Origin of the sequence: Metallibacterium scheffleri (assembly GCF_002077135.1) — a bacterium.
Classification (GTDB): Bacteria; Pseudomonadota; Gammaproteobacteria; order Xanthomonadales; family Rhodanobacteraceae; genus Metallibacterium; species Metallibacterium scheffleri.
The window spans coordinates 1-24463 of record NZ_LDOS01000003.1; the positions used below are offsets into that span (position 1 = coordinate 1).

The following is a 24463-nucleotide window of genomic DNA, read 5'->3' on the forward strand; positions in this document are numbered from 1 at the left end:
AGCGGCACGAACAGCGCCGTAGCCGCGGGCACATCGGCGGTGTAAATACAGCGTCAGCGCCGCCGCCAGCCCGAACAGCGACTGCCACAGATACTTCCAGCGCGCCGGCAAGCCACGGCTGTCCTTGAGTATCAATTTCTTGTAATCGTCGTAGAAGCCCACCGCGCCGAAGGCCAGCGTTACGCCCAGCACGACCCATACATAGCGGTTGAACGGATCGGCCCACAGCAGCGTGGCGATGACCACCGCCAGGATGATCAGCGTGCCGCCCATGGTCGGCGTGCCGGCCTTGCTCAGGTGTGATTGCGGCCCATCGCTGCGAATCACCTGCCCGGCTTTCTGCGCGCTGAGCCGGCGGATCAACGCCGGCCCCAGCGCCAGTGAAATCAGCAGCGCCGTCAGTGCGCTCAGAATGGTGCGCAAGGTGATGTACTGGAACAGGTGGAATGCACTGACATAGCCGCTCAGCCAGCGCGCGAGTTCATACAGCATCGGCATGCCCCCGTGTGCGTCGGATGGCTCTAGTTGCGCGATCACGCGCTCCATCGCCGATGCGCGCGAGCCCTTGACCAGGCAGCGTGACTCCGGCGTGCGCGGCGGCTTGCAACGCAGCCGCCAACGCGGCCTGATCCTCGAAGTGATTGGCCGCGACGCCAAACGCGGTGCTGGCCGCGCCACTGAGACGCCCCACCGTCCACAGCCGCGTGATGCCGGCCGCGCGCGCCTTGCGCCCCAGCTCGGCGTGCAATGCCTGCGCATCGGGCCCGAGTTCGGCCCAGATCCCCCAGCACCAGCCAGGTCTCGCCCGGCGCCAGTGCCAGGGGTGTCGATGGCGGCCGCGACCGAAGCCGGATTGGCGTTGTAGCTGTCATCCCAGCAATATCCAGCCGCCCGGCATGACGCGGCGCGCGAGGCGTCCGTGCTGCGCGCTGACCTGCGCCAATCCCAGTGCGATCTGCGCCGGGGCGACGTCCAGCGCATGCGCAAGCGCCGCCGCCGCCAGCGCATTGCGCACATTGTGCGCACCGGGCAACGCCAACATCACTGCCGCCGTACCCGACGGCGTGTGCAACACGAAGCGCGAGCCATGCAGATCTGATTGCACCTGCGCGGCGTAGATATCCGCCTCGGTCGTGCTGCCGAAGCGCAACACGCGCCGCGCACCCGCCTGCGCGGTGAAATAACCGGCGAAGGCGTCGTCGGCATTGATCACGGCGATGCCGTCGCCGGCAACGCGGCGTAGATCGCGCCCTTGGTCTCGGCCACGCCCTCGATACTGCCCAGGCGCTCGAGATGCGCCGGCGCCACGTTGTTGACCAGCGCCACGCGCGGACGCGCGATGGCGGCCAGATAAGCGATATCACCCGGCTTGCCTGCGCCCATCTCGAGCACCGCGTAGCGCGTGTCCTCGCGCATGTTGAGCAGGCCCAGCGGCAGACCGATCTCATTGTTCTGATTACCCTGCGTGGCGTGCGTGGAGCCAATGCCAGCGAGGATCGCGGCGCACAGGTTCTTCACCGTGGTCTTGCCGCTGGACCCGGTGATGCCGATCACTTCGGCCGTACTGCGCGCGCGCGCCGCGCTGGCCAGATCGCCCAGCGCACGCAGCGTGTCGCCGACCTGCACCTGCGCCAAAGCCGCATCCATGCGGCGAGTCACCAGCGCGCCGGCCGCGCCCGCGGCCATGGCCTGTGCCAGATAATCGTGGCCATCGACGCGCTCACCGGCCAGCGCCACGAACAACATGCCCGGCTGCAATGCGCGCGTATCCGCGCCGGCGCCACGCACCTGCGCCGCGGCACCATGCAGGGTGCCGTGCGTCCACATCGCCACTTCATCGAGGCTCATGTTCAACACGGACGCGCCTCCAGTGCAGCGCGCGCCACGGCCAGGTCATCGAAGGGCCGCGTCGTGCCGGCAATTTCCTGATAGGTCTCGTGGCCCTTGCCGGCGATCAGCACCACGTCACCTGCCCGCGCCTCACGCACGGCAAGGGCAATGGCGCGCGCGCGATCACGCTCCACAAGCACTGCGCTGGCGTCCGGCATCCCGGCGCGAATCGCTACGATGATGGCGTCGCCATCCTCGCCACGCGGGTTGTCGTCGGTCAGCAACACGCGGTCGGCCAAGTCCGCGGCCAGTGCGCCCATTTGCGGGCGCTTGCCGGCATCGCGTTCGCCGCCGCAGCCGAACACGCACCACAGACGTCCCGCGCAATGCGCGCGCAAGGCGCGCAAGGCCTGCTGCAACGCATCCGGCGTGTGCGCATAATCGATCACCAGCAGCGGCTGGGTCGCGGTGCCAGCAAGACGATTCATGCGTCCGCGGATCGGCTCGAGCCGGTTCAACGCATCCAGCATGCGCACGAAGGGAAATTCCAGCGCACCCAGGCACGCTGCCACCAGCAGCAGGTTGTCGACGTTGAAGCGCCCCAGCAGCGGACTGCGCAACGCGCCGCTGCCCCATGGCGTGTGCAGGGTGAAACGAATGCCTCCGGGCGAGCTGACGACGGCCTCGGCGCGCAACTCCGCGTTCGCATCACCGAGCGCGCTGACGCGCAACACACGTATGCCCGGCGCCATGCTCGCCGCCAAGCGCGCGCCGAATGCATCGTCGATATTCAGCACCGCAGCGCGCAATTCGGGCCACGCGAACAGGCGCGCCTTGGCCGCGCCGTAGGCCTGCATGCTGCCGTGATAGTCGAGATGGTCACGGGTGAGATTGGTGAAGGCGGCCACGCCGAAGTGCACGCCATTGACGCGACCCTGTTGCAGCGCATGCGAGGACACTTCCATCGCGACATCGCTGGCGCCCGCGTCCGCGAATTCGCGCAGCAGCCGCTGCACGCTGATGGCATCCGGCGTGGTGCGCGCACTGGCATCGAGCTGACCGTGCAGGCCGGCACCCAGCGTGCCAATGCTGGCGGCACGCCGACCGAGCAGTTCCAGCGCCTGCGTCAGCAACTGCACGCTCGACGTCTTGCCGTTGGTGCCGGTCACGCCGATCACGCGCAGCGCGCGCGAAGGCTCGCCGTAGAACCGCGCGGCGATGCTGCCAATTGCGCGCCAAGTTCATCAACCCAGATCACCTGCGGCAGCTGCGGGGCATCCAGCGGTGCGGGCGCTTCGGCCAGCACCAGCGCCGCACCTGCGGCCAGCGCCTGCGGCGCGAAATGAATGCCGTGGTGCTGCGTGCCGCGCAGTGCGACGAAGGCTTCACCGGGCCGCACGCGGCGCGAATCCAGCTGCAAACCGCGCACCGCGATCGCGGCGACCGCGCCGGCATCGGCCAGGCCCTCGAGCAGCGCATCGGCGCGCATCGCGGCAGCGTTCACGGTGTGCCTCCCGTCGCCGTTGCCCGCAGCAACCGGCAGTGGCGCCTGTCCATACCAGTGCTGCACGTTGTCCGGTGGCACATCGAGGAGGCGCAGCGCGCCTTCCATCACGCGCCGGAACACCGGCGCAGCAACCACGCCGCCGTAATGGTCGGGCTTGGGATCGCGCACCACCACGACCGCAACCAGACGCGGATCGGTGGCCGGCACGATGCCGCAGAACACCGCGTAGTACTCATCCTTGAGATAACCGCCAGCGCCGGCCTGATGCGCGGTACCAGTCTTCCCGGCCACGGTGTAGTTGGCGATCATCGCCGTGGGCGCGGTCCCGGCCGGGCTGACCACGGTACGCAGCATGCCGATCATTTCCCTGGCGTACTTCTCCGGCAGCACGCGCACCGGCGCGCTGTCATCGCCCTTGACGAACGTGGGGTGGTGCAACACGCCGCCGTCGGCCAGCGTCGAGTAGGCCTGCGCCAATTGCAGCGCCGTCACGTTGAGGCCGTAGCCGTAGGAAATGGTGACGCGGTTGATCGGGCGCCAACTCGTGTACACCGGCAGCAGACCCGAAGCCTCACCGGGAAAGCCGCTTTCGGTGCTGCGCCCGAAGCCAAACCCGCGCAGCATGTCGTACAGACGTTTTTCCGAAAACGTCGCCGTGATCAGCGAGGCACCGACGTTGCTGGACTTGGTGATGACACTGGTCAGATCCAGTTTGCCGAAGTCAGCCACGTCGCGAATGGTGTAGCCGTCCATCATGTACCAGCCGGGTGTGGTGTTGATCGGCGAAGTGGGCGTCCACTTGCCGCTGTCCAGCGCCGCGGACAGCGTGAACGCCTTCATCACCGAACCCGGCTCGAATACATCGGTGACCGCGCGATTGCGCCAGTCGCGTGGCGTGCTGCCGGCGATGTTGTTGGGATTGAACGAGGGCAGGTTGACCATGGCCAGAATGCCGCCGGTGCGCGCATCCATGATCACCATCGATGCCGCACGCGCGTGGTACTTGAGGTAGGCCTCTGACAGGTACTCATAGGCGAGGTACTGGATGCTGCGGTCGATGCTCAAGGTCAGGCTGTGGCCCTGTACCGGCTCGCGAACCAGGTCGACGCTTTGCACGATCTGCCCGAGACGATTGCGGATCACGCGCTGCAGTCCGGGCTTGCCGCTCAACCAGTGGTTGTAGGCCAACTCCAGGCCTTCCTGGCCCTGATCGTTGATGTTGGTGAAACCCAGCACCTGCGCGGCGACATCACCAGTGGGGTAATAGCGGCGGTATTCGCGCTGCTTGTTGACGCCGGGAATCTTCAGCGCCAGCACCGCGTGTGCGGCGACCGGATCCATCATGCGACGCAGGTACACGAACTCCATGTTCGAGCGCTGCTCGAGACGGCGCTGCAGCTCGGCGGCATTCACATCCAGCGCCTTGGCCAGTTGCGGAATGCGATCAGCATGCGCCAGCAGCACGGGGGGATCGGCCCACAGCGAATCGACCGGCGTGGACACCGCCAGCGGCTCGCCGTTGCGATCAAAAATGCTCCCGCGTGAAACCGGAATCGGCAGTTCGCGCAGGAAGCGCATGTCACCCTGCTGCTGCAGGAATTCACGCCGCACGACCTGCAAATCCACGGCGCGTGCCAACAGGCCGACCCCGACCAGCACCAACAAGGTAATGACCAGTGCCAGACGTCGGCGCACGCGCGGACCACGCGGGCGCAGGCTGGCCGGCGCTGGTGACTTGGATGCCGGCTTCATTCGCGCACCATGCGGATTTGCGCCGGTTCGGGATTGACCATTCCCAACTGACTGCGCGCCACCGACGCCACGCGTGCCGGATCGGCCCAGGTGGCGTCTTCGAGTTCCAGGCGTCCGTACTCGATATTCAGGTGATCGCGTTGGCTTTGCAGGCGCGTCAGGCGGATGAACAGCTCGCGATTTTCGTTGCGCGACCACACCACCGCAATCGCGCTGAGCAGCGTCACCGCCAACAGTGCCCAGGTCAGCGCACGCAGCATGAAGCCACTCATGCGCGCTTCTCCGCGATGCGCAGTACCGCCGAGCGCGCACGCGGATTGCGCGCCACTTCTTCCGCGCTGGCGAAGTGTTTGCGTCCGACCGCACGCAGCGCGCCCGGCATGGGCGTCGGCGCCGGCAAGCCGCGCCCGACGCGCGGCAGCTCCGGGCCACGAATGAATTGCTTGACCAGGCGATCTTCCAGCGAGTGAAAACTGATCACCGCCAGACGCCCACCCGGTTTAAGGCAAGCGCTTGCGGCGGCCAGCCCCCGCTGCAACGCGTCCAATTCGCCATTGACGTGCAGACGCAACGCCTGGAAGGTGCGCGTGGCCGGATGCTTGCCGGGCTCGCGCCGGCCGATCGCGCGTTGTACCAGTTGCGCCAGTTCCAAGGTGCGCGTCAGTGGCTGCTCGACGCGCGCCTGCACGATCATCTGCGCGATGCGACGACTCATGCGCTCCTCGCCATAGCGCCACAGCACCGCTGCGATGTCCTCGGCATCGGCCTGCGCCAGAAACTCCGCGGCGCTTTGGCCCTGGGTCGGGTCCATGCGCATGTCCAGCGGACCATCGGCCATGAAGCTGAAACCACGCGTGGCCTGATCAAGCTGCGGCGAGGACACGCCGAGGTCCAGCAGCACGCCGTCCAGCCCGACCTGCGCGGCATCCCATTCGGCCAGCGCGGCAAAGCTGCCGTGTCGAATGTGCACGCGCGCATCATTGGCGAACCGTGCGCGCGCCGCGGCGATGGCCTCGGGGTCGCGATCCAGCAGCAACAGACTGCCCTGCGGCCCCAACAGTTGCAGGATCGCTGCGGCATGACCGCCGCGACCATAGGTGCCATCGAGATACGTCCCCTCGGCACGCACGCCAAGCCCGGCGATCACCTCGGCGAGCATGACCGGGACATGTTCGCCTGCCGACATGATCGCGGCCCCTCGGGTGACCACTGCTCAGAGCCTCAGCGCGGACATGTCCGCACTGATCTCGTCTTCGCCGATGGTCTGGCGGATCTTGGCGACGTGTGCCTGTTCGCTCCACAACTCGAACTTGTTGCCCATGCCCAGCAGCACCGCGCGCTTTTCGATACCGGCTGCCGCACGCTGACTGGCGGGCAGCAGCACGCGCCCGGCGCTATCCAGCTCCAGCGCGGCGGCGGCACCGACCAACTTCATCTGCAGCGCGCGATGCACGGCCTTGACGCTGGGCAGCGCATTGACCTGATCGCGTACCTGCTCCCAGGCGCTGGCCGGAAACAGCCACAGGCAACCTTGCTCGAATGGGTTGTAGGCGCTGACCAAGTGGTTGTCGCAGATGCGCGCAACCAGCTCGCGGTAAGCGGTGGGAATCGCCAGCCGTCCCTTGTCATCTACCGTGATGGCGGTTTCACCCTGGAACATTTGCCCACCTTTCCCCACGTTTCCACACTAATCGCCACCTTAGTCTCAGGTTTTGCGACTGTCAACGGGTTTTGCCTTGCAGATCAAGGACTAATCGGCGGACTTCAGGATTTCATGCAATCTCTTAGCAGTCATCGCAATGCCTATGAAATCATTGAAAATGATCAGGAACCACTCGCATGCGATGCCCAGGTGCGAACGACGGGATCTGAATAGACCTCGATCAATGCGATAACGCCGGGTGCGAGAGGGGTTTGCAAAATCACTCCGGTACACGCGCACAGCGGGCGATGGCCCGTTGCGCGCAAAAACCTTGGAGCGGTTTGCAAAACCGCGCCGGCACATGGGCGCTGTGGGCCAGTGCCCGCTGCGCGCCGGAACCATGGATGGTGCAGGCAGGGCTTTGGCAGCGAAGCAGGATGCGTAGCTGCCAATGTGCCGCCGCGGCGAGCACACAAGTGCTAGTCGCGACAAAGGTGGTGCGGCTTTGCCGCAGCCAGGCGCCCGGCTTGACAAACTAATTGCGGTGAAAACGGCACACGACTCGACGACCCTTATCGCCTGGTGCGCGATCTTGACGTCGAGCGTGTGCACATCGAGAAGAAAGGAGTCGGCCCGTAAGCCGGGTTCTGTTCTAGACAGTCATTCCTCTAGGCCTGACGTCGCCGTCAGGCTCCAGCAGCCAACCCGGAAGCGGCGCGGGCACGCCATCGCCTCCCTATTTGGCCTTGCTCCAGGTGGGGTTTGCCGTGCCACGTGGCGTTGTCCCCACGCGCGGTGCGCTCTTACCGCACCGTTTCACCCTTGCCACGCATGTCTTGCGACACCGTTCGGCGGTTTGTTTTCTGTTGCACTTTCCGTCGGCTCGCGCCGCCCAGGCGTTACCTGGCACCTTGCCCTATGGAGCCCGGACTTTCCTCGGCGCTTGCGCGACGCGACTGCCCGGCCGACTCCACCAGGAAGTGTAGCTGCATGATGCGCGCTGTGCCTGCGCGCATCACGATGGCGCGTCGGCCTCGGTTGTGCCGGATTCGGCGTACAGCGCGCGCCGCGGCGCGCCACTGAACTCTGCGGCGATGCGCGCGGCGCGCGCCGGCGCCAGTTCGCCGCGCAACAACGCATACAGGCGCCGACCCTCGGCCAGCGCTTGCGCCGCCTGCGCATCATTGCCACCGACGATCAGCACGATCTCGCCACGGCGCTGATCGGCATCCGCAGCCACGCGCGCAATCAGGTCACCCAGCGTGGCGCTGATGACGGTCTCGTGCAGCTTGGTCAACTCGCGCGCCAATGCTGCCTGCCGATCACTGCCAAAAGCCGCAGCCAAGTCAGTCAGCGTCGCTTCGAGTCGATGCGGGGCTTCGTAGAACACCAGCGTACGCGCCTCACCGGCGAGTTCGGCCAAGCGTTGCTGACGCGCAGCGGCCTTGGCAGGCAGAAAACCCTCGAAAACAAAGCGCTCGCTGGGCAAGCCGGCCACGCACAGGGCCGCGATCAGCGCTGCGGGGCCCGGCACGGGCGCCACGCGCAAGCCAGCAGCGCGCGCCGCGCGCACCAAGCGAAAACCCGGATCGCTGATCAGCGGCGTGCCAGCGTCGGAAACCAGCGCCAGATCCTCGCCTCCCGCGAGGCGTGCGAGCAGCGCCTCGATCATCCCGGCCTCGTTGTGCTCGTGCAGAGCCAGCAGCGGCGTGGCCATGCCGAAGTGTTGCAACAAATGGCGCGTATGCCGCGTGTCTTCGGCTGCGATCACTGCCACGCTACCCAGCACAGCGCGCGCGCGCGCGCTCAAATCATCGAGGTTGCCGATGGGCGTAGCCACCACCCAAAGCGTGCCGCTTGCAATTGCCATGCAGATCTCCCGCGGCGCGGTCTGGCGCGCACGTTCCGCTATCATCGCAAAGGCCACCTTTGCTCGTGCAGGCTCATGATGCGCTCACTGTCCGTTTTGTTGCTCGCACTGTCGCTCCTGCTGCTGGCCGGCTGCGCCACCGTTGGCGGGCCAACTCCGGCACAGCAGGCTGCCAACGCGCAAGCCAATGCGTTGTACCAGCGCGGTGATTATCAAGGCGCCGCGCGCACATGGGACAACCTGAGCGCGCAAAATCCGAACGGCAATGAGGGTAATGACTACCGGTTGCGCGCCGCCGATGCGTGGTATGTCGCGGGTCAGCCCGCGCGTACCGCGCAATTGCTGGCCACGGTCGATGACGCGCGTCTGCGCGGATTGGATGCCGCGCGCTACAACCTGCTCAAGGGTGAATTGGCGCTGGCGCACGATCCGCAGCAGGCGCTGGCCATCGCCGCGATGCTGCCACGCGCGCTGCCCGCGCCGCTCGATTTGCGCGCCGCGCGCCTGCAGGCGGAAGCGGCCAGCGTCTTGGGCGATCGCTGGGCGTCAGCACGCGCGCGCGTGCACATGGCAAGCTTGCTGACTGGCAAGGCACGACAGCAGAACGCGCGCGAGATCGAGCGCATGCTGGTGGCGCTGGGTGTACCGACGCTGCAGAAGCAGGCCCGCGAGTTGCCCGCAGGCGATCCCATGCTGCCTTGGCTGGGACGCGCGTTGCACCGGCTCGGCAGCGCCCTGCCAAAAAACCTGCCGCAACTCATGCGCCAGGCCGGCACCGTCATCGCGCAAGGCGGCAGCCCTACGCAAGAAGGTTTCCACACCTACCACCAGATCGCGTTGCTGTTGCCACTCAGCGGTCCCCTGAAAGTCGCTGGTGAAGCAGTCGCCGAGGGATTTCTCACCGCTTATTTCAACACGCCGGAAGCGCAGCCCCGACCCCTGCTGCATGTGTACGACACCCAAGGCACCCAGGCTGGCACTCTGGCCGCTTACCAGCAGGCGCAGAGCGCTGGCGCCGATCTGGTGGTAGGACCGCTAGCGCGCGATGACGTGGCGGCGCTGTTTTCCAGCAACCCGACGCTACCGGTGCTGGCGCTGAATCATCCTGACGGCAGCGTCAATCCGCCGCAGGGCAGCGTGGAGTTCGGCTTGATGCCAGCGGATGACGGCGCCCAGGCTGCAGCGCGCATGCTGCAACAAGGCATCCGCAGCGCCGTGGTGTTCATCGCCGGATCGGAGAACGAACAGCGCGCCGCGCAAGCGTTCAAGGTTCAATTCGAGGCGGGTGGCGGTGACGTGTTGACGCTACAGACGTTACCGCAAGGCACGGTCAATTACGTCAGTGAAATCCGCAACGCGATGCCGGGACTGGGCGCCAATGGCGGAATTTTCATTGCCGTGCCGCCGGAAACCGCGCGTTTGCTGATACCGCAGATTCGCGTCGCGCGGCTGCGCCAGCCGGTGTTCGCCAGCGTGCAGGTTTATAGTGGATCGCCCAATGCGCTGGACAAGGATCTGGATGGCGTGCAGTTCCCCGATGCACCCTGGCTGTATGACGCGCAGCCCGGGCTGCCGGTGCGTGCACGTCTGATGCGCAACCTGCCGGTGGTCGCCGGTCACGGTGCGCGCCTGTTCGCCTTCGGCATGGATGCGGACCTGCTGAGCCCCTACTTCGTCTGGCTGCAGCAGCATCCGGGAAGTTATGTCGCCGGCGCGACTGGCCAGCTCAGTGTCGATGCACAAGGTCACGTGCAGCGCACGCCGATCTGGGTGCAATTCAATAATGGCGTGGCCATGCCAATGGCTGGAACGCTCGCCCTGAGCGCACCGACGCAGTGAGCTTAGCCACGCCGACACCTCGACAACGCCTCGGCGCCGCCGCTGAAACTGCGGCGCTGGCGCGCCTGGAATCTGCGGGACTGAAGCCACTGGCACGCAATTTCCGCAGCCGCTATGGCGAGATCGATCTGATCATGCTGGATGGCACCACACTGGTCTTCGTGGAGGTGCGAGCGCGCGGCAATCCACTCGGTGGTGGTGCGCTGGCTTCGGTCGGCACAGCCAAGCAGGGGCGTTTGCTGCGCGCCGCAGCGGAATTCCTGGCGGTGTTTCCGGCGCACGCGCAGCGCACCTGCCGTTTCGATGTAGTCGGTTACGCGGGCCACGGCAGTGCGGCGCGCTGCGAATGGGTGCGTCAGGCATTCGAAACGCGCTGACGCACACGCGGCGCGCGGCACGCATTACACAAGTCGCGTTGTACCGACTGGCACACGGCTTCCGATCTTCCTGGTCGCGACGCGCTCGGCCTGCCCGGCTTGGGCTTGGTGCTGCTGATCGCCTCGGCCATACAACAATCGATCCTGACCGTACCGGCCAGCCTGACGTTCGCCGGGAACCTGGTGCCAAAAGTGCAGAGGCCACAACCGGCGGCACGATGATTTGAAGGCCGGAAATGCCGCCAGCAGTGCGATCGATGCCGCAGCGAGTGGTGCCGACGGTTTGCCCGTTTCCCACTGATCTCGACCCGGATCGGCAGTATTGGCGGTATCGTGCCAGGTCACGGCGAGCGGGCACGGCCCAGCCTGCGTGCGGCGCGGAGAGCTTGACTATGCAGCCAGATCTGAGTGCGGTGAGATACGGATGAATGCAACGCAAGTCATCGTGGTCGGCAGTTGCAATCGCGACTATGCGTGGCGCTGCGAGCGCTTCCCGCAACCCGGTGAAACACGGCGTGCACTGGATTTTTTCAGCGGTGCCGGCGGCAAAGGCTATAACCAGGCGGTCGCCTGTCGGCGCCAGGATGTGGCCACCTGCCTGATCGCGGCGCTGGGCGAGGATGACAGTGCCGTGCTCACGCAGCGCAATGCCGCGCAGGAACAGCTCGATGCACGCTGGCAGATCGTGCCCGGGGAACGCAGCGGCAGCGCGTGCGTGCTCATCGATGCGCGGGGGCAGAACCAGATCGTGGTCGATCTGGCCGCCAACGAACGGCTCAGCGCCGCGCATGTAAAAGCACAGCAGACCACCTTCACCACCGCGCAAGTCGTGCTGACCCAGCTCGAAAGCGATCTGGCGCCAGTCCGCGCCGCACTGGTGCTGGCGCGCAACCATGGCGCCCTGGCGCTGCTCAATCCGGCGCCAGTACGCCCCGAACTCGATGACGCGCTGTTATCTGCATGCGACGTGCTGATTCCCAATGAAACCGAGTTTGCCACGCTGCTGCAGCGCTTCGCAGGACTTGGCATCGCTGCGGATCAACTCGCTACCCTGGCAGATGCCGAGCTGACCGCCCTCGCCGCACACCTGCCCGTGGCCAGCGTGGTGATTACCCTCGGCAGCGCCGGCTGCTTCATCGCACACAACGGCCGCGAGTGGCGCGGCGATGATGCGGCCAGCTATCGCGCCGCCAGCGCGCCTGCCCGCGTGCGCGATACCACCGGCGCTGGTGATACCTTTTGCGGTGCGCTGGCTGCGGCACATGCACGCAGTCCCGATGCACCGCTTTCGGTCTGCATCGCACATGCCAATCGTTGCGCTGCGCTCAGCACCGAGCGCCATGGGGCCGCCAGCGCCGCGCCGCGCCGGTCCGAAGTCGCGCAGCGTTACGGCACACTCATCGCATAGCGTTCATCAATCGCGCGTATCGTGAGAATCGATTGGCTGGCGACAACCGATTCCTTCATGATTAAAAATGTATTAGATGATTCTAATTAAATGACTGGCCACTAGCCATGTGGCTCAACCTACTGGAGACATTCCGTGACCGACACTACCCTGAGCCAAACCCTGCCGCGTCTCAACGAGCCGGCCCCGAACTTCGACAGCAAAACCACATTCGGCCCGAAGAAACTGTCCGATTACAAGGGCAAGTGGCTGGTGCTGTTCTCGCACCCGGCCGACTTCACACCGGTCTGCACCACTGAGTTCATGGCCTTCGCCAAGGCCTACCCCGAGTTCCAGAAACTCAACTGCGAATTGCTGGGCCTGTCCATCGACAGCAACTATGCGCATATCGCCTGGGCGCGTGCGATCAAGGAAAAGTTCGGCATCGAAATCCCGTTTCCGATCATCGAGGATCTTTCCATGCGCGTGGCCAATGCCTACGGCATGATCCAACCGGGCGCATCCGACACCTCGGCGGTGCGCGCCACTTTCATCATTGACGACAAAGGCGTGCTGCGCGCGATGGTGTATTACCCGATGAGCAACGGACGCTCGATCCCCGAGTTTTTGCGCCTGGTCGCGGCGCTGCAGACCTCGGACAAACATGGCGTTGCCACACCCGAGGGCTGGCAACCCGGCGACAAGGTCATCGTGCCGCCGCCGCAGACCCAGCAAGCTGCCGACGCACGCGGCAGCGAGGGCTATGAATGCAGTGATTGGTACTTCTGCAAGAAGTCGCTGTAAATCCAGCCGCAAGTTGCAACACGCACACCCGGTGCAAGCCGGGTGTTTTTTGAACTGTGCCTGCGCCCACGTGAGATGCGTCGCTTAGCGTCGCCGTAACAGGCGGACCGGCTGTCCTGCAGGAACGACCGCGTCTTGCTCGTGCTGCTTCCGCGCACAGCCCCCACAACTCGAGCAACTGCTGCCACAACTCACCGCGGCCGGTTGCGCGGGCGGTGTCAGCAAATCGTGTGCCCAGCCTTGCACACGACGCGATGGCGCGCGCGCAAGCACGCGTCCCAGCACCTGGCGCATGGTTCGCTGCGGCAACCAGCGGCGCAGCAACACCGCCGATGCCGCGCCAACCAGCAAACCCACGAAGATGTTTTGCAGCAACGCGCTCATGTCAGCCAACGCGTCAATTGATAAGTGGCAAACGCTGCCGCATACGCCAACGCAAACAGGTAACCGGTCGCCCAGCCCACGATGCGCCACGAGTTGGTTTCGCGGCGGATCATTGCCAGCGTGGCGATGCACTGCGGCGCAAACACATACCAAGCCAGCAATGCGAACGCCGTGGCCAACGACCATTGCGCGGCGATCGCCGTGGCCAGAGCACTTTCACCGCTACCGCCACCGACGGCATATACCGTTGCCAGCGCGCCGACGGCGACTTCGCGCGCCGCCATGCCGGGAATCAGTGCCACCACGATCTCCCAGCTGAAGCCCAGTGGCGCGAAGATTGGTTGCAGCCAGTGCCCGATTTGCCCGGCAAAACTGTAGTCGATGGCGGGCAGCGTGGCACCCACCGGCGGTACCGGATAGCTGGCCAGAAACCACAGCACGATAGTCAGTGCCAGGATGTTGCCACCGACGCGCTTGATGAAAATGCGTGCGCGCTCCCACAGGCCCAGTACCAGATTGCGCAGGCGCGGCATTCGATACGCCGGCAATTCCATCAGCAGATGCGCAGCGGCGGCCTTGCCACCAAAACGCTTGAGCACGAATGCCACCAGTAGCGCCGACACAATCCCTGCTGCGTAGAGCATGAACAGCACCAGACCTTGCAAGTTGAACATGCGCCACACGGTGCGCTGCGGCACGAAGGCCGCGATCAGCAGCGCGTAGATCGGCAAACGTGCCGAGCACGTCATCAGCGGCGCCACCATGATCGTGGCCATGCGCTCACGCGGATTTTCGATGCTGCGCGTGGCCATGATGCCGGGTACGGCGCAGGCGAAGCTCGACAGCAGCGGGATGAAGGCACGTCCGCTGAGCCCGGCACCGCGCATCAGACGATCCAGCAGGAACGCTGCGCGCGGGAGGTAGCCCGATTCCTCGAGCACCAGAATGAACAAAAACAGGATCAGGATCTGCGGCAGGAACACCAGCACACTGCCGGCCCGGCAATGATGCCGTCGCCGAGCAGCGACGTCAGCGCACCGGGCGGCATCACCGCACGTACCCAAGCGCCCAACGCGTTCACGCTCCACTCGATGGTGTCCATCAGCGGGGCCGCCCAGGCGAACACGGCCTGAAACATCAGCAGCAGCATGCCGGCAAGGATCAGCAGGCCAGCCACGGGATGCAGCAGCACGCGGTCGAGCCGCTCTTCCAGCAGACTCATACTTGCGGGCATCTCGACAGCATCGTGCAGCAGGCGCCGCGCCTCGACGTGCAATTCAGCGGGTGCCGGAGGCGGCGATAACGGCAATGGACCGTCCAGTGCGGCCACCAGCGCCGCGGCGCCGGTGCGTCGCACGGCGACGGTCGGTACCACGGGCATGCCCAATTCGCGTTCCAGCCGTGCGCTGTCGATCCGGATTCCACGCCGCTGCGCGGCATCCATCTGATTCAAGGCCAGCAGCATGGGGCGACCCAGTGCACGCAGCTCCAGGGCAAAGCGCAGATGCAGGCGCAGGTTGGTGGCATCCGCCACACAGATGATCAGGTCCGGAGGCGCGATTTCAGCGCGCGTTCCAAGGCAGATCTCGCGCGTAATGACTTCATCGGGTGAGGTTGCCTCCAGGCTGTAGGCGCCAGGCAAGTCCAAAACCTCGACACGCCGACCCGACGGCGAAACGTAGCTGCCTTCCTTGCGCTCGACAGTGACGCCCGCGTAATTGGCTACCTTCTGTCGACTGCCGGTCAACAGGTTGAACAGCGCGGTCTTGCCGCAATTGGGATTGCCCACCAGGGCAATGCGCAGCGTGTTCACGGCGATACCTGATCCGCGCAGCGCAAAACCATGACCTGCTCGGCTTCGCAACGGCGCAATGCGAATCGCGTGTGCCCGACCCGCACCAGCAGGGGCTCGCGGCCGATGGGTCCGTGGGCAAGCATGCGCACCGACTCACCCGGTACGAAGCCCAGTGCCGCCAAGCGCGCAAGCAATGCAGCGTCATCCGCATCGTGACGCAAACCCTGCACCTCGGCGCGTGCACCGCGCGGCAGCGTCGCCAGTGCCTGCGGCAACTGGCATGGCTGCACATGGATAGGCGCAATCGCGGGCATGACATCATTTGCGGATAGGAATTATTTGCATCTTATACCAGAACATCCACACGATCCGCCAAATTGCTTGCACACCGGCTGCAACCGGACACCGGGAACGAGACAGTTGCCGGCCCGTGGCAGCGCCCGGGCACCGCACGTATCCACGCCGCACATGGCCAAAATGAAAAAGGCGGCCCGGAGGCCGCCCCATCAGCTGCATTCGCCGGCGCGTTACTTGAGACTGTCGTCGAGAATGCGCGGCGTGACAAAGATCAACAATTCATCCTTGGAATTGTTGCGGCTAGTCTGTCGGAACAGCGCGCCAAGCCCCGGGATATCACCCAGCAGCGGCACCTTGGTGACCGTGTTGCTCTTGGTTACGTCGGTGATGCCACCGAGCACCACGGTCTGGCCGTTGTCGAGCAGCACACCCGTTTGTATCTGGCGTGTGTCGATCTCCGGAACTTGACCGCCACCCGGGTTGTTGATGAATCCCGCCAGATCGTCCTTCTTCACATCCAGTTCGAGGTAGATACGGCCATCCGCGGTGATGGTCGGCGTGACCTGCAACTGCAGCACGATGTTCTTGAACTGCACTGTCGCGGTACCCGCGCCTGCACCTACCGCCCCTCCCGGTGCATTCTGGTAGGTGACGTAGCCAACCTCCTGGCCCTGCTTGATGGTCGCCATCTGCTGGTTGGCGGTGATCACGCGCGGGCTGGAGATGGTTTCGCTCTTGCCCTCGGTCTGGGCTGCCTGCAGTTCAAGGTTGAGCAGGTAGTTGGAACCCAGGATGGCCAAGCCGAAACTGCCTGCGGGACTGGTGATCGGCAAGTTGACGTTGAGCCCGCCCGGAAAGGTGATGGCCGGCGGCAAAGTGGGCTGCGGCGCGGTGCCCCCCGTCTGGGTCGCATATTGCTGATTGAGGTTGTTCTGCGCGGTCACCGCATTCTGCGCCGCGATGCTGTTGATCAGACTGGAGTTGTCGCTGGTGGAATCACTCGTGGATATGAGTTGCCCGCTCGGGTTGGTCATGAACCCGCTGGCACCGAACTGCGCGCCGAGTTCGCGCGTGAAGCTGTTACTGGCGATGACGATGCGCGATTCGATCAGCACCTGCTTGACCGGGCGATCCAGCACCGCGACCAGCGCACGGATCTCGCGGATCTTTTGCGGAATGTCACTGACGATCAGCGTGTTGGTGCGATTGTCGAAGGTGACACTGCCGCGCGAGGAAAGAAAACCGCGGTTGGCGTTGGCACTGGCGCCGCCGCTTGCCGTGTTCTGCAAGCTCTTCTGCGTCAGCAACTGCGCGATGGTCGAGGCCTTGCCATAGCTGATCGGAATGTAATCGGTGACCAGAGGTGCGGCTTCCTCGGCCTGCATGCGTGTTTCCGCCTTGGCGCGCTCATAGGACGCCAACTCGGTCTGCGGTGCCACCCAGATCACGTTGCCGTCGCGCTGCATGCCGAGGCTCTTGGCACGCATGATCACGGCCAGCGCCTGATCCCACGGCACATTGACCAAGCGCAACGTGACGCTGCCGCCGACGCTGTCGGAGGCCACGATATTGAGATTGGAGACGTCAGCGATCAACTGCAGCGCTGAACGCGTGGGGATGTCCTGGAAATTGAACGTCACGCGGGCGCCGGTGTACTTGGGCTCGGCGCCGGTAACATTGCCGATCACGCCGGCAGCTTTCTGTGCCTGCTTGGGCGCGATCTCGACCACGTACTCGTCGCCGCTCTGGTAAGCCGAGGGCTCGAACGCCCCGCGCGCAGCGATTTCCATGCGCGCACCATTGGCCACCGGGCGCGTGGTGACGCTGGTGACGGGCGTGGCGAAATCGTTCACATCAAGCCGCTGCGCCAACTTGGATGGCAACGTGGCGTTGGCGAAATCGACGACCATGTGATCGCCCGAGCGATGCATGTCGACGTTGGCACCGGCGCCACTGAATCGGATGATGACCTGACCAGCACCATCCTTGTTGCGCTGGAAATCGATATTGGCGATGGCCAGCGAATGGGTGTTCGGAAGTACCTTGCTCGGATTGCCCACGGCGCTGGAGGCCAACGCACCGCCATTGCCGCTGCCGATCGCGAGGATCAGCTTGTCACCGTCAACGCGCGTGGTGTAGCCGGCGTGCTGAAACAGATCGACGACGATGCGCGTGCGCCCGCCAGCGGCCACCGCGGTGACGCTGGAGGTGGCCCCGCTGCCGACATCAAGCCGACGCTTGGCCAGCTCAAGCGCGGTGCCGTCCAGGTCCACTGCAATGCGCGGCGGATTGTCGGTGGTGAATATCCTCGGTTGCGGTGGCGCCCCGTCGAATTGCAAGGTGATATCCACCTTGCCTCCGGGCAGAGCCTGATAGCTCATGTCCTTGAGGGTGCCAGCCTGCGCCCCCATGGGCAGCGCAGCGAGCAGCAGCACGGCCAACAGAGCGGCCATGCGGGCGCGCCAAGTGTGTGCGTTCTTGCGAATGGCTTGCGTCGTCATGTACATCACCCCCACAGGGTCCTCATTGCTCGCTCATCGCGATTTCGGCCTTGCGCTCCATCCAGCCGCCATTGCCGTTCGGTACCAATTCGGTCAGATCGACTTGATCGGGCGTGACCTTGGTGATCCGTCCGTCGCTCTGGCCCATGTAATTGCCGATCACGACGCGATGGATCACGCCGGTCGGGTCCTTGATCAATGCCTGCGCATCAGGCCCGGCGCCGATAGTGCCGACCATCTTCAGCGAATCCAGCGGGAACATTTCCAGCGGCTGCTTGGGACGGTTGGCATCCGGACGCGGGCCATTGCTGTTGTAGCCGCCAGTCTCCAGAGGGCTGGGGCTGAACGGATCACGCATGTTCTGATCGTTGTAGGTAAAACTTTCAAAGGTCTTGATGACTGGCAGCGGCGGCAGTGGCGGGCCGCTCTTGGCCTTTTCCTGCGCGACCCACGCGTGCAGATCAGACGTGCCGCGCGTGCAACCAGCCAGTGCAATCAGCGCCACGCAGACCACCAGCAGTCGAAAAGGCAGCTTGCGCATGTCACTTGCCTCCCTTGCTGACTTCGACGTGATCCTTGCTGCTGCTCTCGTCTTCCTCAAGGTAACGGTAGGTGCGCACCGTGCCTTCGAGCTGCAGCAAATCGCTGGGGCCTTTGCTGCCGGCCGCGGCCGGCAATGGCTTCAGCGACACATTGTGCATGGTCAGGATCACCACGCGCGGCAGCGACGCCACACCGCTGATGAAAGTACCGAACTGATTGTAGGTGCCGATCATCTTCAGCTTGATGGGCTTTTCGGCATAGAACTCTTTCACGGATTCTGGCTCAGGCTGGAATAGATCGGTCTGCAGCCCTGCCGAAAGCGCGGTTTGCGAGATATCCACCAGCAATTCGGGCATTTCCGTCTTGCTGGGCAACTGGCGCAGCATCTGGCGCAGCATGTCCTGCATCTCGGAGAGTTGCTTCTTCAGTGCATCGAGGTTGACAGCGCGCGCCTGTTCCTTGATGAACTGCTGCTTGAGCTGGTCTTCCTGGCTGGCCAGCGATGTCAGATTGTCCTGCTGGTTGCTGATGTGGAACCACCAGCCGAAAAACAGGATCACGACCAGCACCAGCACGGTGAACGTGGTCTTGACCGTGTTCGGCCACGCGCCGATGTTGTTGCGGTCGAGACTGCGGAAATCGTCGAGGAAACTCACGGCTGCGCTCCCGGCTTGATGCTACCAGCGTGGCTTGCGGCTGCCGCGGGCGGGGCAGATATCGCCGCATGCGCAGGCGACCTGGCCATGCCCGCACCGGCCGGAGCCCCCGGCACGACCGGGATTGGCAGCGATGCCAAGCTGCTCGTGGCTGCGGCGGCACCAGCGTTTTTCGGCATGCCAAGCTTGACCGTGAGTCCGAAATCGTAAGGCATGCGCGAATCGCCAGCCTTCTTCTCGGTCTTCTGCAAGTCGGCCGCGCCCAACCATGGCGAAGCCTCGAGGTTGCGCATGTAATCGGCCACTGCCGCGTTGGACTGCGCGACGCCTTCGAGCGTCAGCTGTTCGCCTTTTTGCGCCATTGAGGTCAGCCGCACCGACGGCGGCGTACGCTTCACCAGTTCGTCGAACAGATGCACCATCTGCGAGCGGTTGGCCTGCAGATCCTCGATGATTTTCTTGCGTGCCAGCAGGCGATCACGCACCTTGTCCAGATTCTTGATCTGCTCGTTCTCGGCCTTGAGCTGCGTGATCTGACCTTGCAGGTAGGCGTTGCGATCGGTCTGGTTGTCGATGCGCATGCCCATCCACATCGACCAGCCAATCACCAGCACCAGGGCAACCGCTGCCGCCGCGCCAAGCTGCATGAAAAATTCGCGCTCGCGCTGCTTGCGCCGCTCCGCGCGCCAGGGAAGTAGGTTGATGCGCGCCATCAGTCGAAACTCCTCAGCGCGAGTCCGCAGGCGATCATCAGCGCGGGGGCATCCTGCGCCAATGCTTGCGGCGAGACCTTGGGCGCCAGCGCCATGCTGGCCAACGGGTTGGCCACGCAACAGGGCACGCCAAGCTGCTCCTCGATCATTTCGCTGAGCCCGGCGATCGCTGCGCTACCGCCAGCCAGCACCACTTGGTCGACCTTGCTGTGCTCGCTGCTGGCGTAGAAAAACTGCAGCAAGCGGCTGACTTGTTGGATCACCGCTTCCTTGAAAGGCTCCAGCACTTCAATCTCGTAGGACTCGGGCAGACCACCCTGACGTTTGGCCAGGCCGGCTTCCTCGTATGACAAACCATAACGTCGCATGATTTCGTCAGTGAGCTGCTTGCCACCCGAACACCTGCTCGCGCGAATAGATCGAACGCTGACGGCGCAGCACGATGAGCGTGGTCATGGTGGCGCCAATGTCCACCAGCGCGATCACGCTGTCGCGACTGACCGAAAGCTGGTCGGCGATCAGACCGGAAGGCGTTCTCCATGGCGAAAGCCTCGACATCGATCACCTTGGCGCTAAAGCCCGCCCATGTCCAGCGCGGCCACGCGCATGTCAACGTTTTCGGTGCGCGATGCGGCCAGCAGCACCTGCACCATCTCGGGGTTGTCCTTGACTGCGCCAAGCACCTCGAAATCGAGGCTGACTTCCTCGATCGGATAAGGAATGTACTGATTGGCTTCAGCCTGAACCTGGCTTTCCAAATCGTCCTCGCCCAGCTCGGCAGGCATGGTGATGGTACGTGTGATCACCGCCGAACCAGCGACTGCAGCGGATGCGTGCCTGATCTTGCTGCCCGAACGCGCCACCGCCACGACGGATGGCTTCACCCACCGCCTCGACTTCAACGATGTTCTTTTCCACCCACCGCGTTGGGCGGCAACGGTTCGACGGCGTAATGCTCGACGCGATAACGGGTGCCAGCCTGGCTCAGCTGGAGCACCTTGACGGCGGTCGAACTGACATCCACGCCAATCAGAGGCGCCGACTTCGGAGTAAACAGGCCCACCGAATTCCCCTTCCCACGCGCCCTTACGAGCGAAATGTGCGCTAATACCTTAGATCAAGTCTTAAACTCTTTGGCAACGCCCCCTGAACTGCATAGCTGAGAGCCACTTCACAATTCTTTGCAGAGTCAGCTCCGCGCGCCCCAAATCCAATGCGTCCGCGCCTACGCATTGGCGAGCAACATACACGACCGCGCACGCAGCGTCTCGTTGCAGTGCCAAAGCCTTCAGCAAAGCCCTCTATACTGCGCGGCTTCACAGAGCCCGCCCTTCGGCGGTCGCCGATCCCGTCCGATGCGCCTGCTGCTGCGACTGTTGAAATGGTTCGTGATCCTGGGTTTTTGCCGGTGCTCTGGCCGGCGTCGCCGCACTGGGTATCGCCTACTGGATATTGGCGCCACGCCTGCCATCCGTCTCATCGCTCAAGGATGTGCAAGATGCAGGTGCCGCTGACGGTGCTTTCCGCGGACGGAAAACTGATCGCCAGCTTCGGCGAGACGCGACGCATCCCGGTCACCTTCGCGCAAATTCCGGTGCAGTTGCGTGATGCCTTCCTCGCTGCCGAGGACGCGGATTTCTATCACCACCCCGGCGTCGACTTCGTCGGCACCGCGCGCGCGGCGTTCGAGGTGCTGATCCACGGCGGACACAAGGTGCAGGGCGGCAGCACGATCACTCAACAGGTCGCACGCAATTTCTTCCTCAGCCCGGAGAAAAGTTACACGCGCAAGATCATGGAGTGGTTTCTGGCATTCCGCATCGAGAATGAGCTGAGCAAGAACGACATCCTGCAGCTGTATCTCAACAAGATCTTTCTCGGCCATCGCGCGTATGGCGTGGCGGCAGCGGCGCAGTACTACTACGGCAAAACCCTCGATCAGCTGACATTGCCCGAGTGCGCCATGCTGGGCGGCTTGCCGCAGGCGCCTTCGGCGGCCAATCCGGTGACCGATCTCAAACGCGCGATGGTGCGCCGCAATTACGTGCTCAGGCGCATGTACGACGTGGGTTTCATCAAGCGCGATCAGTACGAAAAGGCGCTGGCCACGCCGGACGACGCCTTCCCTCACGAGCCGCCGATCCAGGTCGAAGCACCCTACGTGGCCGAAATGGCGCGCCTGCTGGCCGTGCAGAAGCTGGGCAACAAGGCATTGACCGATGGTTACGTGGTCTACACCACGATCAATGGGAAGCTGCAAGATGCCGCCAACGCCGCGGTCCGCAGCGAAATGCTGTCCTACAGCCGCCGCCATGGCTGGTTTGGACCGGAAGCCCATGTCACCCTGCCGCCCACGCCAGACCCGACGCTGTGGTCGAAGGATCTGGGGGCGCTGTATCCAGTGGCCGGGCTGCAGCCTGGCCTGGTCACCGACAGCAGCGCCAAACTCGCCCACGTCTACCTGCAGAACGGGCAGACCGTGGTGCTCGACCTGAAAGCCGTGGTCTGGGCGCGGCGCTATATCAACGAAAACCGCACCGGGCCTGTGCCCAGCGCCGTGGATCAGGTGCTCAAGCCCGGCGACATCGTGCGCGTGGCCATGGACGACCAGGGTCACTGGCAATTGGCAGAGATTCCCAAAGCACAGGCCGCGCTGGTCTCGCTGCGTCCCGACGACGGCGCCATCGTCGCCCTCGTCGGCGGCTTGAGCTACACGCTCAGTCAGTTCAACCGCGTCACGCAAATGGCGCGCCAACCTGGCTCCAGCTTCAAGCCGTTCGTTTATTCAGCAGCGTTTCAGCGCGGTTTCACGCCTGCTTCGGTGGTCAACGATGCGCCTCTGATCTTCGCCGACACGCATACACCGGGCGGCGAATGGATACCCGCCAACGACACCAACACCTTCCGGGGGCCGACTCGGCTGCGCGTGGCTTTGGCGCAATCAAAAAACCTGGTCACCCTGCGTCTGATCGATGCGATCGGCGTCAACTACGCGCGCCAGTATGTGACGCGCTTCGGCTTTTCGCTGGATCAGATTCCCGACAACCTGACGATGGCGCTGGGCACCGCCTCGGTCTCGCCTTTGCAGATGGCGCGCGGTTACGCGGCGTTCGCCAACGGCGGCTTCCTGATTGATCCCTACTTCATCCAGCGCATCGACAACCGGGATGGCCATGCCGTATTCGTGGCGGACCCGCTGCGCGCCTGCCGCGATTGCGCGCAGCGCCTGCTGGCCGACACGGCGCCGACGCCCGCGCCATCACCGCCCGCACCCGCCGTGCCCGCCACACCAGCACCGGGAAGCAGCAGCGGCCTGCCGCCGATGCCGGGCGACATGACAGTGCTGGTGCCAGCGCCGGTCAACGGCGCGCCACCCCCCCGCGTCTGGCGCCACGCATCATCGGAGCACGCAATGCCTACCTGATCGCATCGATCATGCAATCAGTGATCCGCAGCGGCACCGGTCAGTTTGCGCTGTCGCTGCACCGTACCGACCTCTCCGGCAAGACCGGTTCGACCAACGACTATCGCGACGCGTGGTTCGGCGGCTTCAATTCGAAACTGGTGACCACAGCCTGGGCCGGCTTCGACAATTTCAGCTCGCTCGGTCATGCCGATGGCCATCCCGAGTTTGGCGCATATGTGGCGCTCCCGATCTGGATCCGCTACATGAAAGTCGCGCTGGCCGGCACACCGGAGGCTCCTGAGCCGATGCCGCCGGGCATTGTCACCGTGTTGATCAACCGCGATACCGGCCTGCCCGCACTACCCAGCAACCCGCTGGCGATGCCCGAGGTGATGCGCATCGAGGACTACGAGCGCCTCAAGCAGCAGGCGCCGCTAGACAGCAAGCACGATCAGGCCAAGTCGTACGACGTATTCTGATCCGCCGCGTGTATGCCGACCCGGCGCTGGCATGCCAGCGCATGAATTGCGATGATCCGCGCAGCCCACTGCAGGAGCGGTCGATGCCTCGTCTTCATGGCCACCACGCTGCACGCCGCGCCCAAGGCAATCGACAGCAACTGCGCCGGCGCATCGCGCTGGAGGCCGCGCGATTGATCAGCGAACACGGGCTGCGCGATTACCACCGTGCGAAACTGCGCGCCGCCGAACGCCTCGGCATCCGCGACGACCAGGCGCTGCCACACAACGACGAGATCGAGTCGCTTTGCGCGAGCATCAACGCCTGTTTTTTGGCAACAGTCAAATCGAGGCCCTGCAGGCGCGACGTCTGGCGGCGCGCGAGGCGATGCGGTTTCTGCAACGTTTCGAGCGCGTCTGGTTGGCGCGGTGCTGGAGGGTACCGCTGACCAGCACTCCGCCGTCTGCCTGCACCTGTTCAGCGATACGCCTGGCGAGGTCGAGCAGTTCCTCTCCGAGCACGGTATTCGCTACGAGTTACGCGAACGCAGGCTGCGTATGGATCGCGAGCGCAACCTGACGATCGAGTGCTGCAGTTCATTGCTGATGACATCGCGTTCGATCTCAGCGTGCTGCCGCGTGACGGCCTGCGTCAGGCACCCTTGGATCGTGTCCGTCCGCGTGCCATGCAGCGCGCCTCGC

Annotated in this window: 17 protein-coding genes, 1 other RNA gene and 6 pseudogenes; 7 read left to right on the forward strand and 17 right to left on the reverse strand. The window is 64.5% G+C overall.

The features are described from left to right. The 9 genes and pseudogenes from Mschef_RS15045 to rsmI form a co-directional block, all read right to left on the reverse strand. A pseudogene (locus tag Mschef_RS15045) lies at nt 1-492 on the reverse strand (MraY family glycosyltransferase); the annotation flags it as partial. 30 nt (nt 493-522) lie between these two features. Next, nucleotides 523-1848: pseudogene (locus tag Mschef_RS15050) on the reverse strand (UDP-N-acetylmuramoyl-tripeptide--D-alanyl-D-alanine ligase); the annotation flags it as partial. A gap of 2 nt (nt 1849-1850) precedes the next feature. Next, nucleotides 1851-3319: pseudogene (locus Mschef_RS15055) on the reverse strand (UDP-N-acetylmuramoyl-L-alanyl-D-glutamate--2,6-diaminopimelate ligase). 129 nt (nt 3320-3448) lie between these two features. Next, nucleotides 3449-5089, reverse strand: a pseudogene (locus Mschef_RS15060) (peptidoglycan D,D-transpeptidase FtsI family protein); the annotation flags it as partial. After that, a complete protein-coding gene (ftsL, locus tag Mschef_RS15065) occupies nt 5086-5361 on the reverse strand; it encodes a cell division protein FtsL (protein WP_242426537.1) in 276 nt (91 codons plus the stop codon). The gene ftsL and the pseudogene Mschef_RS15060, both read right to left, overlap by 4 nt. Next, nucleotides 5358-6275 (reverse strand): 16S rRNA (cytosine(1402)-N(4))-methyltransferase RsmH, encoded by a 918-nt coding sequence (gene rsmH, locus Mschef_RS15070; protein ID WP_081129823.1) that lies wholly within the window; start codon nt 6273-6275, stop codon nt 5358-5360. Before rsmH ends, ftsL begins: the two co-directional genes overlap by 4 nt. A 27-nt stretch (nt 6276-6302) precedes the next feature. Beyond that, a complete protein-coding gene (mraZ, locus tag Mschef_RS15075) occupies nt 6303-6749 on the reverse strand; it encodes a division/cell wall cluster transcriptional repressor MraZ (protein WP_081129824.1) in 447 nt (148 codons plus the stop codon). A gap of 602 nt (nt 6750-7351) precedes the next feature. After that, nucleotides 7352-7703, reverse strand: an RNA gene (gene rnpB, locus Mschef_RS15080) — RNase P RNA component class A. Nucleotides 7704-7746: 43 nt separating this feature from the next. Then, nucleotides 7747-8601: a 16S rRNA (cytidine(1402)-2'-O)-methyltransferase gene (gene rsmI / locus Mschef_RS15085; RefSeq protein WP_081130078.1), complete on the reverse strand. Its 855-nt coding sequence runs from the start codon at nt 8599-8601 to the stop codon at nt 7747-7749. A 75-nt stretch (nt 8602-8676) separates the two neighbouring features. On the opposite strand from rsmI, the gene Mschef_RS15090 reads away from it, so the two are divergent. The 4 genes from Mschef_RS15090 to Mschef_RS15105 all read left to right on the forward strand — a co-directional run bounded on the left by Mschef_RS15090 (nt 8677) and on the right by Mschef_RS15105 (nt 13008). Further along, entirely contained in the window at nt 8677-10440 is a 1764-nt protein-coding gene (locus tag Mschef_RS15090; protein WP_081130076.1) for a penicillin-binding protein activator, read from the forward strand. After that, on the forward strand, nt 10437-10817 hold the full coding sequence (locus tag Mschef_RS15095) for a YraN family protein (protein ID WP_081130077.1): 381 nt from the start codon (nt 10437-10439) through the stop codon (nt 10815-10817). Before Mschef_RS15090 ends, Mschef_RS15095 begins: the two co-directional genes overlap by 4 nt. A gap of 424 nt (nt 10818-11241) precedes the next feature. After that, entirely contained in the window at nt 11242-12225 is a 984-nt protein-coding gene (locus tag Mschef_RS15100; RefSeq protein ID WP_081129826.1) for a ribokinase, read from the forward strand. A 135-nt stretch (nt 12226-12360) separates the two neighbouring features. Next, entirely contained in the window at nt 12361-13008 is a 648-nt protein-coding gene (locus Mschef_RS15105) for a peroxiredoxin (protein WP_081129827.1), read from the forward strand. An 84-nt stretch (nt 13009-13092) separates the two neighbouring features. Here Mschef_RS15105 and Mschef_RS18480 read toward each other — a convergent pair whose 3' ends face one another. The 8 genes and pseudogenes from Mschef_RS18480 to Mschef_RS18300 all read right to left on the reverse strand — a co-directional run bounded on the left by Mschef_RS18480 (nt 13093) and on the right by Mschef_RS18300 (nt 20960). Then, a complete protein-coding gene (locus tag Mschef_RS18480; RefSeq protein ID WP_081129828.1) occupies nt 13093-13392 on the reverse strand; it encodes a DUF6587 family protein in 300 nt (99 codons plus the stop codon). After that, nucleotides 13389-15226 (reverse strand): annotated as a pseudogene (gene feoB / locus Mschef_RS15115) (ferrous iron transport protein B). Before feoB ends, Mschef_RS18480 begins: the two are co-directional and overlap by 4 nt. After that, nucleotides 15202-15501, reverse strand: coding sequence for a FeoA family protein (locus Mschef_RS18295; RefSeq protein ID WP_081125831.1), 300 nt, complete (start codon nt 15499-15501; stop codon nt 15202-15204). Before Mschef_RS18295 ends, feoB begins: the two are co-directional and overlap by 25 nt. A 213-nt stretch (nt 15502-15714) precedes the next feature. Then, nucleotides 15715-17937 carry a type IV pilus secretin PilQ gene (locus tag Mschef_RS15125; RefSeq protein WP_081126720.1) on the reverse strand — a complete coding sequence of 741 codons (2223 nt, stop codon included), beginning with the start codon at nt 17935-17937 and terminating at the stop codon, nt 15715-15717. A gap of 70 nt (nt 17938-18007) precedes the next feature. Next, nucleotides 18008-18526, reverse strand: a complete 519-nt coding sequence (locus Mschef_RS15130) for a pilus assembly protein PilP (RefSeq protein WP_081125832.1) — start codon at nt 18524-18526, stop codon at nt 18008-18010. Nucleotide 18527: 1 nt separating this feature from the next. Next, complete coding sequence (locus Mschef_RS15135; protein WP_081125833.1) at nt 18528-19184, reverse strand: type IV pilus inner membrane component PilO; 657 nt, start codon at nt 19182-19184, stop codon at nt 18528-18530. Continuing rightward, complete coding sequence (locus Mschef_RS15140; protein ID WP_081129831.1) at nt 19181-19897, reverse strand: PilN domain-containing protein; 717 nt, start codon at nt 19895-19897, stop codon at nt 19181-19183. The genes Mschef_RS15135 and Mschef_RS15140 overlap by 4 nt, the downstream gene beginning before the upstream one ends. After that, nucleotides 19897-20960: pseudogene (locus tag Mschef_RS18300) on the reverse strand (pilus assembly protein PilM). The gene Mschef_RS15140 and the pseudogene Mschef_RS18300 overlap by 1 nt, the downstream one beginning before the upstream one ends. Nucleotides 20961-21395: 435 nt before the next feature. Between Mschef_RS18300 and Mschef_RS15150 the strand changes: the two are divergent. The 3 genes from Mschef_RS15150 to Mschef_RS18485 are packed head-to-tail and all read left to right on the forward strand — an operon-like array spanning nt 21396 to nt 24210. Further along, on the forward strand, nt 21396-23321 hold the full coding sequence (locus Mschef_RS15150; protein WP_242426565.1) for a penicillin-binding protein 1A: 1926 nt from the start codon (nt 21396-21398) through the stop codon (nt 23319-23321). An 11-nt stretch (nt 23322-23332) separates the two neighbouring features. Further along, nucleotides 23333-23782: a hypothetical protein gene (locus Mschef_RS18190; protein ID WP_242426566.1), complete on the forward strand. Its 450-nt coding sequence runs from the start codon at nt 23333-23335 to the stop codon at nt 23780-23782. A gap of 8 nt (nt 23783-23790) precedes the next feature. Further along, nucleotides 23791-24210, forward strand: a complete 420-nt coding sequence (locus Mschef_RS18485; RefSeq protein ID WP_425486744.1) for a hypothetical protein — start codon at nt 23791-23793, stop codon at nt 24208-24210. Nucleotides 24211-24463 lie beyond the last annotated feature (253 nt).